The following is a 13,818-nucleotide window of genomic DNA, read 5'->3' as shown; positions in this document are numbered from 1 at the left end:
GTGCCGGCCGCGATGCGTTCGAAGATCGGCCTGAAGCGGCTGGCCAGCGCGTCATAGTCGGTGCCGGTGGAAAGTTCGGTTGCTGCGGGAGACGAAGTCATGCAGGGTCCTTGAGAGGCGGGGCCGTCGATGCCGGCAGGCCAGTATAGGAAGCACCGCGTGGACGATCCAATAACGGATTCGCACATCGTTATCGCCACCGGGCATTACGCGGGTGCGGCGGCGTGGCATCGATGCCGGGGCGTCGATATCGTCGTTGACGCGCGGTTTGTGGCGGGCGGCGTGCCGCATCGTTTGTCATGCGAAGGAATATCGTTGTGCGAATCGCTCGGTTTGCCGGCACGCGGCGCGCTGCTAGATTGAATGTTTCCGTCAATCAGCAGGAGAGCCCGATGTCCGAGACGAGCGCCACGATTCACGAACGGCCGGCCGATACGCCACCGCAGGTGGCCCGCGTGATCGCCGACGACGCGCAGGCCATCGCGGCCGCACATGCGTTGGCGCAGCGGCTTGCGCAAGGGGCTGCCGAGCGCGACCGGGAGCGCCGGCTGCCGCGTGACGAGATCGAATGGTTCTCGCAGTCGGGGCTGTGGGCCATCACCGTGCCGAAGGCCTATGGCGGCGCGGGCGTATCGCATGTGACGCTGACCGAGGTGGTGAAGATCGTCGCGGCGGCCGATCCGTCGCTCGGGCAGTTGCCGCAGAATCACTTCGGGTTGGTCGACGTGATCGCGCTGACCGGCACCGACGCGCAGAAGCGCCACCTTTTCTCGGAAGTGCTGAGCGGCAAGCGGTTCGGCAACGGTTTTTCGGAGAAGGGCACGAAGCACGTGCTCGACCTGAAGACGCGTGTGCGCCGTGACGGCGACGATTACGTGGTCGACGGCACCAAGTTCTATTCGACCGGTGCGCTGTTCGCGCATTACGTGCCGGTGCTCGGCCTCGACGACGAGCGCCAGGCGTGGCTCGCGTACATTCGCCAGCCGGCGCCGGGGCTGACCGTGATCGACGACTGGTCGGGGTTCGGGCAGCGGACCACCGCGAGCGGCACCGTCGTGCTCGACAACGTGCGGGTGCCCGCGTCGCACGTGCTGCCGGCCCAGCGCGTGTCGGATCTGCCGACGCTGAACGGCCCGCTGTCGCAGATCATCCAGGCCGCGATCGACGCGGGCATCGCGAAAGCCGCGCTCGACGATACGCTGGCGTTCGTGCGCACGCGCACGCGGCCATGGGTCGACAGCGGCGTCGAGCGGGCGGCCGACGATCCGTTGACGATCCGCGAGATCGGCCATCTGCACATCCAGCTGCATGCGGCGGAGGCGCTGCTGGAGCGCGCCGCGCGTACGCTCGACGAGATCGCGGCGCGTGGCAACGTGACCGAGGACGATGTCGCACGCGCATCGGTGGCGGTGGGCGAGGCGAAGGTGCTGACGACGGAGGTCGCGCTGCTCGCGGGCGAGAAGCTGTTCGAGCTGGCCGGCACGCAGTCGACGCTGGCCGAGCACAACCTCGACCGGCACTGGCGCAACGCGCGCACGCATACGCTGCACGACCCGGTGCGCTGGAAATATCACCTCGTCGGCAACTACTACCTGAACGGCGTGCGGCCGGCGCGCCATGCGTGGAATTGAACCCGTTGCGATCGTGGCGTGACGGCTCGGCGATGGTTGAGCGCGTCGCCGCGGTCGAACGCATCCGCACGATCATGCGTGAACCCGGCAATGCCTCCGTCGAAGTGCAATCGCCGGGTATCGCGTAGGTGAATGCTGCGCGGGGAGACGCGAGCGTGTCACGGTTCCTGCGCCGCGGCACGCCGAAGCAGCCGTATCCTCGCCAGTCGGCTTACTGAGGCGAGTCCGGCAGCGTGTAGTCGAAGCGGTACGAATGCCGGCCATTGTCGATGGTGATGATCATCGCGCCGGAAAGCCCCTGCAATGCCCCCGTTCCGGAATCGGGCACGACGGTGATCGACTGCTGCGGCTGTCCGCGGGTCATGGTGGAACTGTGCTGCAGGACAAAACTGCCGTGGCGGCCGCCCAGCACACCTTGCACGGTTTCCATGGCCACATAGCCCGCCGAGCCCGGGATGCTGCTTCGAAACGCGAGCATCTCGCCGTGACTGACGGCCTCCAGGTCGCCGTGATACTGCTTGTCCAGCGACATGCGGCCGAGCCCGGTCTGTTCCGCGACGGTACTCAGGGATTCCGGATTCAGCTTCACTTCAAACGGACCGTTGGCCAGCAGTGTCATTGCAGCGCTCCTCGTCGAATTGGATTGCCGCACTATAAGCCATCCGGGGTCGGGCGGATGCAACGGTTTTCTCGCGAGACGTCCGAATCAACGCGGATCGGCCGGTTGATGGCGTGCTGCCCGGCGCTTGCGGCGATAATCGGCATCCCGACCTCGACCGCCTTCCCCGATGACCATCCCCGCGTTCTCCCCCTTTCAGGATCTGGCCAACGCCTTGCTGGCGCATTGGAGCGACGTCGATGGCGACGGCGCTCACGACACGTCGCATCTGCAACGCGTGTGGAAGAACGCGGCCGCGATCCACGCGCAGGAAGGCGGAGACGCCGAGGTGCTGTTGGCGGCGACACTGCTGCACGACTGCGTCGCGGTGGAGAAGAGTTCCCCGCTTCGCGCGCAGGCATCGCGGTTGTCGGCGGAAAAGGCCCGGCAGGTGCTGAAGTCGCTGGATTGGCCGGGCGCGAAGATCGACGCGGTCGCGCATGCGGTCGAGGCGCACAGTTTTTCGGCCTGTGTTGCGCCGATGACGCTGGAAGCAAAAGTGCTGCAGGATGCCGACCGGCTCGATGCGATAGGCATGGTGGGCGTCGCGCGCTGTTTCTATGTCGCGGGCCGGATGGGCAGCGCACTGTATGACCCGGCCGATCCACACGCATCGGAACGGGAACTCGACGACACGCGATTCGCGATCGATCACTTCCGTACGAAGCTGCTGACGCTTTCAACCGGATTCCAGACCGTCACCGGTACCCGTCTGGCGATCATCCGCCGCGATCGATTGCAGCGCTTTCTCGACGAGTTCTCCGACGAGATCTGAATGTGCTGACGGGGCCCCCGGATATCGTTGCTGACTGACACACATTGCTCGATGCGGATGACGGTTGCGTCGACGCGAGACATTGAAGGGCGCGGTTTCAAACTTGACGAAGACGCAAGGGTTCCATTGTTTCGAATCGCCGGGGCCTCCTCGGCGCAACAGGCAACGCTTCAATCGTCGCCTGCCTGATAAAGCGCTTTCACCTGCGACAACGCTTCGATGAATTGATCCTTGAGCGCTTGCGGCCCGAGGATTTTCACGTGTGCGCCGTACCCCAGCAGCGTCCGCGCGCCGTGCTCGATGGATTCGATGGGCATCAGGAACGCTTTCCATCCCGGCGGCACTTCCGCGCTGCCGGCATCCTGCGCAGCAGGCATGGTCTTGATCCGCGCGTTGGCCAGCCAGGTTTCACCGCGCGGCGACACGGCGATATGGGCGGTCAGCCTATTGAGCTCGGCCTCGTACCGGCTCATCGCGTCGCGCCAGTGCGTTGCCAGGTCGAATCGCGCGGGGCGCTTGAAGCGGCGGCGCGATGTGTCGAGTTCGAGGATATTCGCGAGCCGGAACGTGAGTGCGCCGGGCTTGCCGACCACCCGGGCGATCAGGTACCAGGCACCCCCCTTGAGCACCAGGCCGAGCGGCTCGAGTATGCGGCGGGACACGCCGCGCCAGCTCCGATACTTCACGTCGATCCGGTATGCGCCCCACACCGCGTCGGCGACTTCACGCAGGAAGGCCGGTGTTTCCTGGGCCCGGTACCAATCCACGGTGTCGACGTGCAGCCGGCTGGCGACGCGATCGGCATGTTCGCGCGAGCCGGGCGGCAGGCTCGCGATCATTTTCAGCCGCGCGGAGGTCGCCATGCCGTCGAGGCCCAGTTCGCTCGCGGGCCCGGGCAAGCCCGCCAGAATCAGCGCGTGCGCTTCATGCTCGGTGAGCCCCGTGAGATCGGTACGCCAGCCGTCGCTCAACTGAAAGCCGCCGTTGCGGCCGCGATCGCCCCAGATCGGCACGCCGGCCGTGGAGAGCTGGTCGATATCGCGCAGGATCGTGCGCTCGGATACCTCCAGCGCTTCGGCCAGCGCCGGTGCGGTCATCCGGCCGCGCGCTTGCAGCATCATCATGATCGACAACAGGCGGCTCGCTTTCATCGGCGACACGTTCCCCGGAATACCTGACATGAGGTGTCATGTTATCGGACTTATGCTGTGCCGCATGACCGATCCGTTTCATCGACACGACATCACGGAGGAACGAACCATGAAGATCATTTCCGGGCCGCTGAGCATGTTCGGAGCGAAGGTCGAGATTGCGGCGCACGAGAAGGGCATCGACTTCGCGCTGGTAATGGCGCCGTTCAGCCAGTCGCGCGGCTACGATCCCAGGCATCCGGATGTGCTGCGCATCAACCCGAAGCGGCAGGTGCCGGTGCTGATGGACGGCGATCTGGAACTCTTCGATTCCACGCAGATCTCCGAGTATCTCGAGGATCTGAAGCCGGACCCCGCGCTATGGCCCGCGCATCCGGCGGCGCGCGCGATCGCGCGTCAGCTCGAACACTGCAGCGACGAAATCTATTTTCCGCACGTCGTCCGGCTGATGGGGCTGGAAGCGACGCCGGACGATCCGGCGGCACAGGCCGCGCGCGCCGAAGCGGCGCACTACTATCGGCGCATGGAGCACGTGCTTGCGGATCGCGCGTTTCTGGCCGACACGTATTCCTACGCCGACATCGCGTTCTACATGGCGCAGTTGTTCGGCGCGCGCAAAGGCGCACCGATGACGGACGAAACACCCCGCCTGCTCGCGTGGCGTGAGCGGATGACGGCGCGTCCCGCGGTGCGCAAGGTCGCCGGCGCGATGGCCGGCTATCTTGCGTCGATCGGAGAGGCGGTCCCCGATTTTCTTCGCGAGCTCGACTAGCTGCGTTCGGGAGCGCGTGCCGGCCAGCCTTGCCGACACAATCCGACGTACCCCTCTACTCGTGGCCTTGACCTTGAAGTTGACTTAAATCTTAGAGTGCTTGCTGACGGCGGTGAGTCAGCAGGCTTCGGGTGTTGCCTGCCACGGTCTATCATCGACGAGAGGCAACGAACATGGACAGGCGGTTTACACAGGTCGAATTCGGGCCGCACAAGGTCGACGTGCCCGAAGGCGGGTATTACGACCGGTTCCGGATGAATCCTGACCTCGACGAGGTGGCGCGCGATCCCGCGGCGGGGAACATCGATTTTTTTCGTCGGATTCCGAAGCGTCAGGTCGCGTCACGGGTCGGCCCGACCTGGGCGCCGAATTTCTACTACCGTTCCAGCAGCATTCAGCTGCTGTTCCTGGCGCCGCTCGAACGCCTGCGGGCCACGCTGCCGGTGCCGCTCGAGCCGCTGCGCGCGCTCCCCGGATACGGGCTGGTCGCGCTGACCTTCTTCTCGTATTCCGTGTGCGACAACGATCCGTATGACGAGGTGTCCGTCGCGGTGGTCATCCGCCGGCCCGGCGCGACAGGGTCGCACGCGCTCGAGCTGATCGATTCGATGCGCCGCCGGAGCTTCTTCGCGCACGTGCTGGCGCTGCCGGTCACCACGGAAATCGCGCGGGTGCGCGGCGTGCATGGCTATCAGCTGCCCAAGTGGCTCGCCGAGATCGACGTGAGCCTCGGCGCCACCGCCGGCGCCCGCATTGCCGGCCCGGGCGGCCGGCCGGACCTGAGCCTGAGCGTGCCGATGCCCGAACTGACCCAGGTCGCGTCGCAGTCGCACATGAGCACGTCGACGATGATCAATCGCATCGACGGCGAATGGCATCGGACATCGGTGCAGACGAATGCGCTATCGTTCGCCCAGCGCCTGTTGCCGCGCAATGTCGAGTTCGCGCGGCATGGCGGCCCGCTGAGCGAGCTGCTCGACGGGCTTGGCGCATCCACCATCCTGCGTCTCGACGTGGTGAAGGATGCGCAAATGGTCCTGAACCTGCCGACCGCCTTGAAGGCCTTCGATGAACCCGGAAAGCAACGCTGACGCCACGCAACCCCGCGGCACGCCCGCGCCGAAGGAATCGCCCATGACCCAGCCGACCCACGATCTCGTCGTATTTGGCGCCACCAGTTTCGTCGGGCAGATCCTGGCCCGCTACCTGTCCGAGTACCTGCCGGGCTCCGGCGAGACGCTGCGCTGGGCCATGGCCGGCCGATCCGAAGCAAAGCTCAGGCAGGTACGGGATTCACTGGGCGCGGCCGGGCAGTCGGTACCGATCATCCTTGCGGATGCGGCCGACGAAGCGCAACTGCGTGCGCTCTGCGCGCAGACGCGGGTGGTCGTGTCCACCGTCGGCCCCTACGCGCTTTACGGAGAGCCGCTGGTCAGGATCTGAGCGGAAACCGGCACCGACTACTGCGACCTCACGGGCGAGACGCAGTGGATCAAACGGATGATCGACAAGTACGAGCCGGCGGCCCGGCAATCCGGCGCGCGCATCGTCCATTGCTGCGGCTTCGATTCGGTGCCGTCGGACTTGGGCGTGTTCTTCCTGCAGCAACAGGCACGACAACAGTGGGGCGTACCGGCCACGCAGGTGAAGATGCGCGTCAGGACGCTGAAGGGCGGCGCGTCGGGCGGCACGGTGGCGAGCGTGATCAACGTCGTCCGGGAAGCTGCGGCCGATCCCGCGTTGCGCAGGGAACTGCTCGATCCTTATTCGCTGTGCCCGAAGGGGCATGGTTTCACGATGCGCCAGCATGCGGTGCGATCCGCCGCATTCGATCGCGACTTCGACGCGTGGATCGCGCCATTCGTGATGGCGGCGATCAACGAGCGTGTCGTGCATCGCTCCAATGCGCTGGCCGGCAACGCGTACGGCAGCCGCTTCACGTATGACGAAGCGGTGATGACGGGCACGGGCCTCAAGGGCCGCCTGACCGCGGTGACGATGGTGGCCGGCCTTGGCGCGTTCATGGTGGGCGTCCTCATCAAGCCCGTGCGCAGCCTGATGGAGCGCTTCCTGCTGCCGAAGCCCGGCGAGGGGCCGAGCGCCGCCGCCCAACTGGCTGGCCGCTACGACTTGCGTTTCTTTGGCCGTACCGACGACGGGAAGACCTTGCGCGTGAAAGTCACCGGCGACCGCGATCCGGGCTACGGCTCCACCGGCAAGATGCTCGGCCAGGCCGCGATCAGTCTCGCACTGGATTGCGCCGGCGACGGCGTCAAGACCGGACGCGGCGGTGGCTTCTGGACGCCCGCGACGATGTTCGACGAGCGCTATATCGCGCGTCTGGTGCGCCATGCGGGGTTGCGTTTCGACGTGACTTGAGCGCGTGTGCCGTCCGCTGGCCATGCGACACGAAGCCGATAAAGATCGGATTGCGAATCAACGTCAGGAGACAACTGACGGTCACGACGGAGTAGGTGGCCGGATGCGATCCGGCCGGGGAGTGCCGGATGCTGTCGCGAATCCTGCCCGGGAATGCGGCGGATGGCGGCGAGGCGGCTACTGCCGCTGCCGATCGCGACGAAGCGGTTGCGCGCCGTCGGTCGCCCCGGCATAGCGGCGCGCCGGCGCATCCCATCACAGCAGCGCGACGACCTGTTCGGCGGTCGCCTTCGCCGATTGCGGATTCTGGCCGGTCACCAGGCGGCCGTCGACGACGACGTTCGACGTGAACGGCAGCAGCGCCTTCTCGTAGCGCGCGCCACGCTGCTGCATCTGCTGCTCGACGTTGTAGGGCACCTTCTTCGCGACGCCGGCCAGGATTTCCTCCACCCACGAGTAGCCGGTGATCCGGCGTCCGGCCACCAGCAGCGAGCCGTCCGACAGCGTCGTGTTCAGCAGCCCGCAGTAGCCGTGACAGACCGACGACACGATGCCGCCGTGCTCGTAGATCTCGCGCGTGAGCCGCTGCAGCCCCGCATCGTCCGGGTAATCCCACATCACCGCATGGCCGCCAGTGAAGTAGATCGCATCGAAATTGGCGGGATCGATCTCGTCGGGGCGTGCGGTGGTGGCCAGCAGTGCCGCGTTGGCCTTGTCGGCGCGCCACGCTTTCGCGGCGGCGTCGGCATGCGGCCATTTGAGCGAGCGCGGCTCCAGCGGCGACACGCCGCCCTTGGGGCTCACGAGCTGCTGCTCATAGCCTCGCGCCGCGAAGATGTGATGGGCATGGGTCAGTTCGGACAGCCACAGGCCGGTCGGTTGCGACGGATCGGCGTAGTGCGCGACGTTGCTCACGACGTGAAGGATGCGCTTGCTCATGATGCGGTTTCCCTTTCATCGGCCACGGGCGGGCGTCGTCGGCGCGCCGCCGGATTGTCGGGTGGCATTGCGCATACCCATGACCTCGATACGCTGCCGAGGCAAACCATAACCTTTAAGCAAAGTCGAAGGTCAAGGCCTTTTTGTCCTGGCCGGCCGCGCAGGGTTGGCGGGCAGCACGAGTCCGTCCAGCAAGGTGGTCAGCGCATCTTCGATCGCGTGATCGCCGACCTTCTCGCGCACCAGCCGCCCGTCGATCGCCAGCATCGTCAGGCCATGCAGATGCGCCCAGCAGGCGGTCGCCTGGCCGAGCGCCGGACGCGGGCGGATCGTGCCGGCGCGCTGGCCGCGTTCCAGGATGTCGACGACCAGCAGGAAGGGCGCTTGCACGCGCGGATCGAGATGGATGTCCGACGGTTCCCCGGCATCCGCGGCAAACATCAGTCGATAGAGATCCGGGTTGCGCTGCCCGAACGCGAGATGGGCATACGCGAGTGCGAGCAGCACGTCCGGTGCATCCGCCGCGGCATCGACGGACGCGGCGAGATCGTCGCGCAAGCGATCGAAGCCGATCAGCGCGAGCTCGTGCAGCAACGCGGCCTTGTCCGGGAAATGCCGGTACGGCGCGGAGTGGCTGACGTTCGCGCGCCGCGCGATTTCACGCAGCGTGAACTGCCAGCCCTGCTGCTCCTGCAGCGTGTCGAGCGCGGTTTCGATGATCGCGCGACGCAGATCCCCGTGGTGATAAGCCTTTTGCCCGGCATCCGCATCCCCAACCGACGACATCGTGTTGCTCCTATGTTGACAGGGAACACATTGTGGTCCTATGATCCGTCGCATGCAAGTTGACAGTGTCAACATAGACGCAACCTCGTGAGGTGCACCATGGCCGTTTCCGCAGAATCCAGTTCGAGCTTCGACCCGGCGGTGTTGCTGGCCCGCCAGCGCAACGCGTTTGTCAGCGAAGGGCCGCCGAGCATGCAGCAGCGCAAGGCCCGGCTCGCGCGGCTGCGCGCCGTGGTGCTCGCGTATCGGCGCGAAGTGGAGGAGGCGGTCAGCGTCGACTTCGGGCATCGTTCGCGACACGAGACCGCGATCATGGAGCTGGTCGGCGTGATCCAGGCGATCGACTACCTGACGCGCAACCTGCGGCGCTTCATGAAGCCGCAGCGTCGGCATGTCGGCATCTTCTATCGCGCCGGGCAGGCGCACGTGGAATACCAGCCACTGGGTGTCATCGGCGTGATGGCGCCGTGGAATTACCCGTTCTCGCTCACGTTCATCCCGCTGGCCACCGCGCTGGCCGCGGGCAATCGCGCGATGCTCAAGCCGTCGGAACTGACGCCGCGCACCAGCGAGGTGATGCACCGGATGCTCGCGGAGACTTTCCCGATCGAAGAAGTCGCGGTCGTGCTCGGCGGCCCGGAAGTCGGCGCCGCGTTCAGCGGCTTGCCGTTCGATCATCTGCTGTTTACCGGCAGCACGCAGGTGGGCCGCAAGGTCATGAAGGCGGCCAGCGACAATCTGGTGCCGGTGACGCTCGAACTCGGCGGCAAGAGCCCGGCGATCGTCGCGAGGGGGCACGTCGATGACCGGACGATGTCCAGCATCGTGTTCGGCAAGCTGTCGAACGGCGGGCAGACCTGCGTGGCGCCCGACTATGCGCTGGTGCATGAAGACGACCTCGATGCGTTCGTCACGCAATACGATGCGGCCGTCGCGCGCTTCTATCCGGGCGGGCCGACCAGCCCGGACTACACGTCGATCGTCAGCGACAGGCATTACGATCGCCTGAAAAGTCTCGTCGACGAAGCGCGCAGCAAAGGCGCGCGCGTGATCGAGGCCGGCGTGAACCCGCAGCAGGCGGCCACCCGCAAGCGGACGCTCGCGCCCACGCTGATCGTCGGGGCCGGCGACGATACGACCGTCATGCAGGAAGAGATCTTCGGGCCGATCCTGCCGGTGCGCACGTATCGCACGATCGACGAAGTCGTCGACTACGTGAATGCGCGTCCGCGGCCGCTTGCGCTCTATTACTTCGGCGCGCGGGACAGCGATTGCGCGTCGTTGCTCGCACGCACCACGTCGGGCAATGTCGGCATCAACAACACGCTCCTGCATGTCGCGCAGGAAGACTTGCCGTTCGGCGGGGTTGGCCCGAGCGGGATGGGCGCGTATCACGGCATCGAGGGATTCCGCGCGATGAGCCATGCGAAGGGCGTGTTCGTGCTCGGGCGCTGGAATCTGCCGAGCCTGCTGCGCGCGCCGTTCGGCAAGCTCGCGGATCTGTCGCTCGCGGCGCTGCTCGGGCGCAGCCGGGAGCCCGAGGGCGTGCGTGCGGGATTGAGCGCGAAGCGCTGAGCCGGGCGGTGGCGCGGGTCAGCGCGTAAGGCGGTTTCAGTGGCACGTGGCGCGGCGGCCCGCATCAGCGCCCGCTGCGCGCGATGGCCAGCGCGATGCCGAAGCCCACGAGCAGGCATCCGAACGTGCGGTCGATCCAGTGCCGCAGCGCCAGCAGGCGATCGCGGACAGCCGTCGCGGAAAAGCACAGGGCCACCAGGCTGAACCAGCCGGCGTGCGCGACGGCGATGAACGCGCCGTAGCCAATCTGCACGAGCAACGGCGTGTCGGGCCGCACGGCCTGCATGAACAGGCTGACGATGAACACCGTGGTCTTGGGGTTCAGCGCATTGGTCAGGAAGCCGGTGCGCAGCGCGGCCAGGTCGGACAACGGTGCGACACGCGGGTCGGGCTGCCCGTTGCCGGCCTTCGTCATGAGCATCTTCACACCCAGGTAGATCAGGTAGATCGCGCCGATCAGCTTGACGGCATTGAAGAGCCACAGGGACTGGCGGATCAGCAGGCCGACGCCTAGCAGCGTGTAGCTCACGTGAACCGTCACGCCCAGCCCGATCCCCAGCGCAGTGAGCACGCCCGAGCGGCGCGACAGCATCAGGCTGTTGCGCGTGACCATCGCGAAGTCCGGGCCCGGGCTGATCACGGCCAGCAGCGTGATCGTGACTACAACTATCAGTTCGGTCATCGTCTTGTCCTTGCGATTGGTGGCTGGATGACGCAATCTTATGGGTCATGTTTCATCGGGAAAAGCGATGATTTCTGACCAGAATGGTGAGATTGACTCACAATCCGTTCGCGCCAACCTGCCGTCGCTGATGGCCTTGCGTTGCTTCGAGGCGGCGGCACGTCACGAGAATTTCAGCCGTGCCGCCGACGAGCTGTGCCTGACTCATGGCGCGGTCAGCCGCGCGGTGCGGCTGCTCGAGGACGACCTGGGTGTCGCGTTGTTCCAGCGGCGCAGCCGTCGTGTGTTCCTGACCGATGCGGGCCGCAAGCTGGCGCAGGCCGTCCATGACGGGCTGGGCCTGATGCGTCACGCCGCGCACGAATTGCGCACCGAGGCCGCCCGGGCGCGGCGCTGGGTCCTGTCGTGCGAGCCGACGCTGCTGATGCGCTGGCTGATTCCGCGCTGGCCGGATTTTCAGGCGCGACATACCGGCGTCGACATCCACCTGGCTGCCGCGGGCGGCCCGTTTTCATTCGACAGCGGCATCGACATGGCGATTCGACGCAATGACTTTGCGTGGCCGGCGGGGTATCGCGCGGAGCGTCTGTTCGCAGAGCGGGTCGGGCCGGTTTGCCGGCCGGATAAGGTCGATGCGTGGTTTTCCGCGCGACGCGGCAATCGGACGTTGAAGGCGGACGTGCCGCAATTGCATACGCGGACACGGCCGGACGCATGGCAGGAATGGTCGGTCGCGGCGAATCGGCCCGTCGCAGGCGGGCGCGGGCAGACGTTCGACCATTTCTACTTCAGCCTGCAGGCGGCCGTCGCGGGGCTCGGTGTCGCCATCGGCCCGTGGCACCTCGTTCGCGACGACCTCGAAAGCGGTGTGCTGGTCGCGCCGCTGGGGTTCGTCGAGGATGGTTCGCATTACTGCTTGTTGACGCCGGAACCGGTGGCGGCCGGGAGTGCGCAGGCGGATTTGCTGGGATGGTTGAGGACGATGGTTTGAAGGAGCGGGGCGGCCGAACGACGATCTTCCGACAACCGATCCTTACTGGTCTTTCAACCTGTGTTACTTCAGGTACGAGCCGTCACTGCGCGCCTGATCGGGCAATCGGGCGCCCGCGCCCGGTATCGCGGGCGGCCGTGACGGCCGTCGCTACTGCGCGGAAGCCGGTGCGAAGGTCCTGCCCGTCACGTCTCCGATGAAGTCGATTGCCGCTCGAATCGACGGCGAATGCCGGAGATCGGCATGCACGACCAGCCAGATTTCGCGGCAGTACGGTTCCCCGTCGAACGGCAGGCGCTGCAACCCGGGATCGCGGTCGCCCATGAACACGGGCAGCCCTGCCACGCCGATTCCCGTGCGGGCCGCGACCTGCTGCGTCGTGATATCGCTGACTTCGCAGGCGATGCGGCGGCCTCGAGCGATCGACTCGAGCCACTTCTGATGCGGCATGTCCGCGAATTGCGCGTCGTAGCAGATAAAGCTCCAATCGTCGGGCGTCGACGCGTGCGCATAGTCGCGACTCGCATAGAGCCCGAAAGCCATCTCGCCCAGCTTGCGCGTCACGTTTTGCGGCTCCTCGGGGCGGAACAGGCGCACGGCGATATCCGCTTCACGACGGGCGAGCGATACGCTTTGCGCCTGGCTGGCCATCGACAGTCGAATGCCCGGATGCAATTGCGCGAATTCATGGAGATGATTCGCGAAGAAATTGTTGGCGAGTACGGGCGGCACGCTGATCGTCACGGTGCCGTGCATCGGCAGGTGCTCCGTGAGCGCGAGGCGCTCGATCGCAAACGCGTGCTCCTCCATTTTCTCGGCGAATTCGAGCATCTGCCGGCCCGCGGCGGTCGGTCGGCACGCGCGTGGCAACCGGTCGATCACGCGCACCTTCAATTCGGTTTCGAGAGCGCCCAAGCGACGGCTGACCGTCGCATGGTCGACATTCAACCGCCTGGCCGCGGCCGAAAGACTCCCGGCCTGTGCGACGGCAACGAAGTAACGCAGGTTTTCCCAGTCGAACATCGGTGCATTTTCTCCAGGTTGCTGTGCTGTTTTGCGGAATATTCGCACAGAAGGCGATCCTCTACGCTTCAATCCTCCGAATGCGAAGGATTGCCGATGCAGACCTCTTCCACCCCTCACCCGCGGCTGGTTCAAACGGCGGCGTGCCTCGGTTTTGCTGTCGTCCTGATCGACGTCAGCGTCGTCAACGTCGCGCTCGATGCATTGCGAACGGCCTTTGGCGCAGCGGTCACCGACCTGCAATGGGTCGTCAACGCGTATGCGCTCGTGTTCGCGGCGACCCTGCTGATGGCAGGTGCCCTCGGCGACCGGCTGGGGGCAAAGCGCGTATTCATGGCCGGTTACACGATCTTCACGCTGTCGTCGATCGGCTGCGGCATGGCGCATTCGATGGGCGCGTTGATCGCGTGGCGTCTCGTACAGGGGATCGGCGCGTCGCTGCTGGTGCCGAACTCG

General features: G+C 66.0%; 14 protein-coding genes and 1 pseudogene. 9 read left to right on the top strand and 6 right to left on the bottom strand.

From position 1 onward, the window contains the following. Positions 1-159 precede the first annotated feature (159 nt). Complete coding sequence (locus JYJ84_RS14875; RefSeq protein WP_175220990.1) at positions 160-363, top strand: hypothetical protein; 204 nt, start codon at positions 160-162, stop codon at positions 361-363. Between the two features lie 29 nt (positions 364-392). Beyond that, positions 393-1,631, top strand: a complete 1,239-nt coding sequence (locus JYJ84_RS14870) for an SfnB family sulfur acquisition oxidoreductase (RefSeq protein ID WP_175220992.1) — start codon at positions 393-395, stop codon at positions 1,629-1,631. A gap of 211 nt (positions 1,632-1,842) precedes the next feature. On the opposite strand, the gene JYJ84_RS14865 is transcribed toward JYJ84_RS14870, so the two are convergent. Beyond that, a complete protein-coding gene (locus JYJ84_RS14865; RefSeq protein WP_174957689.1) occupies positions 1,843-2,250 on the bottom strand; it encodes a DUF3224 domain-containing protein in 408 nt (135 codons plus the stop codon). Between the two features lie 169 nt (positions 2,251-2,419). Here JYJ84_RS14865 and JYJ84_RS14860 point away from each other — a divergent pair, with 169 nt between their 5' ends. After that, the gene (locus JYJ84_RS14860) at positions 2,420-3,064 is read left to right on the top strand and encodes an HD domain-containing protein (RefSeq protein WP_175220993.1); all 645 of its coding nucleotides are present in this window, start codon (positions 2,420-2,422) and stop codon (positions 3,062-3,064) included. A 170-nt stretch (positions 3,065-3,234) separates the two neighbouring features. On the opposite strand, the gene JYJ84_RS14855 is transcribed toward JYJ84_RS14860, so the two are convergent. Next, positions 3,235-4,215 (bottom strand): YafY family protein, encoded by a 981-nt coding sequence (locus JYJ84_RS14855; RefSeq protein ID WP_175220995.1) that lies wholly within the window; start codon positions 4,213-4,215, stop codon positions 3,235-3,237. A 109-nt stretch (positions 4,216-4,324) separates the two neighbouring features. Between JYJ84_RS14855 and JYJ84_RS14850 the strand changes: the two genes are divergently transcribed. The 3 genes and pseudogenes from JYJ84_RS14850 (at position 4,325) to JYJ84_RS14840 (ending at position 7,366) form a co-directional block, all read left to right on the top strand. After that, the gene (locus JYJ84_RS14850) at positions 4,325-4,987 is read left to right on the top strand and encodes a glutathione S-transferase family protein (RefSeq protein WP_175220997.1); all 663 of its coding nucleotides are present in this window, start codon (positions 4,325-4,327) and stop codon (positions 4,985-4,987) included. A gap of 173 nt (positions 4,988-5,160) precedes the next feature. Next, the gene (locus JYJ84_RS14845; RefSeq protein ID WP_175220999.1) at positions 5,161-6,078 is read left to right on the top strand and encodes an acetoacetate decarboxylase family protein; all 918 of its coding nucleotides are present in this window, start codon (positions 5,161-5,163) and stop codon (positions 6,076-6,078) included. A gap of 43 nt (positions 6,079-6,121) precedes the next feature. Beyond that, positions 6,122-7,366 (top strand): annotated as a pseudogene (locus JYJ84_RS14840) (trans-acting enoyl reductase family protein). A gap of 255 nt (positions 7,367-7,621) precedes the next feature. Here JYJ84_RS14840 and JYJ84_RS14835 read toward each other — a convergent pair. Both JYJ84_RS14835 and JYJ84_RS14830 read right to left on the bottom strand, forming a co-directional pair. After that, a complete protein-coding gene (locus JYJ84_RS14835; protein ID WP_175221001.1) occupies positions 7,622-8,305 on the bottom strand; it encodes a type 1 glutamine amidotransferase domain-containing protein in 684 nt (227 codons plus the stop codon). 132 nt (positions 8,306-8,437) lie between these two features. Then, a complete protein-coding gene (locus tag JYJ84_RS14830; protein WP_174957695.1) occupies positions 8,438-9,091 on the bottom strand; it encodes a TetR/AcrR family transcriptional regulator in 654 nt (217 codons plus the stop codon). Positions 9,092-9,190: 99 nt separating this feature from the next. On the opposite strand from JYJ84_RS14830, the gene JYJ84_RS14825 reads away from it, so the two are divergent. After that, positions 9,191-10,666: a coniferyl aldehyde dehydrogenase gene (locus tag JYJ84_RS14825; protein ID WP_175221003.1), complete on the top strand. Its 1,476-nt coding sequence runs from the start codon at positions 9,191-9,193 to the stop codon at positions 10,664-10,666. Between the two features lie 64 nt (positions 10,667-10,730). Here JYJ84_RS14825 and JYJ84_RS14820 read toward each other — a convergent pair whose 3' ends face one another. Beyond that, positions 10,731-11,348, bottom strand: a complete 618-nt coding sequence (locus JYJ84_RS14820; protein ID WP_175221005.1) for a LysE family translocator — start codon at positions 11,346-11,348, stop codon at positions 10,731-10,733. A 67-nt stretch (positions 11,349-11,415) separates the two neighbouring features. Between JYJ84_RS14820 and JYJ84_RS14815 the strand changes: the two genes are divergently transcribed. After that, positions 11,416-12,339, top strand: coding sequence for a LysR family transcriptional regulator (locus JYJ84_RS14815; RefSeq protein ID WP_175221007.1), 924 nt, complete (start codon positions 11,416-11,418; stop codon positions 12,337-12,339). A gap of 150 nt (positions 12,340-12,489) precedes the next feature. Here JYJ84_RS14815 and JYJ84_RS14810 read toward each other — a convergent pair whose 3' ends face one another. Continuing rightward, positions 12,490-13,362: a LysR family transcriptional regulator gene (locus tag JYJ84_RS14810; protein ID WP_175221009.1), complete on the bottom strand. Its 873-nt coding sequence runs from the start codon at positions 13,360-13,362 to the stop codon at positions 12,490-12,492. 96 nt (positions 13,363-13,458) lie between these two features. Between JYJ84_RS14810 and JYJ84_RS14805 the strand changes: the two genes are divergently transcribed. Next, a partial coding sequence (locus JYJ84_RS14805) for an MFS transporter (protein WP_205189253.1) occupies positions 13,459-13,818 on the top strand: 360 nt, incomplete at its 3' end.

This window comes from Burkholderia sp. LMG 13014, assembly GCF_905232215.1.
Taxonomy (GTDB): Bacteria; Pseudomonadota; Gammaproteobacteria; order Burkholderiales; family Burkholderiaceae; genus Burkholderia.
Note: the sequence above shows the minus strand (reverse complement) of the source record. Positions and strands in the feature narration are given on the sequence as shown.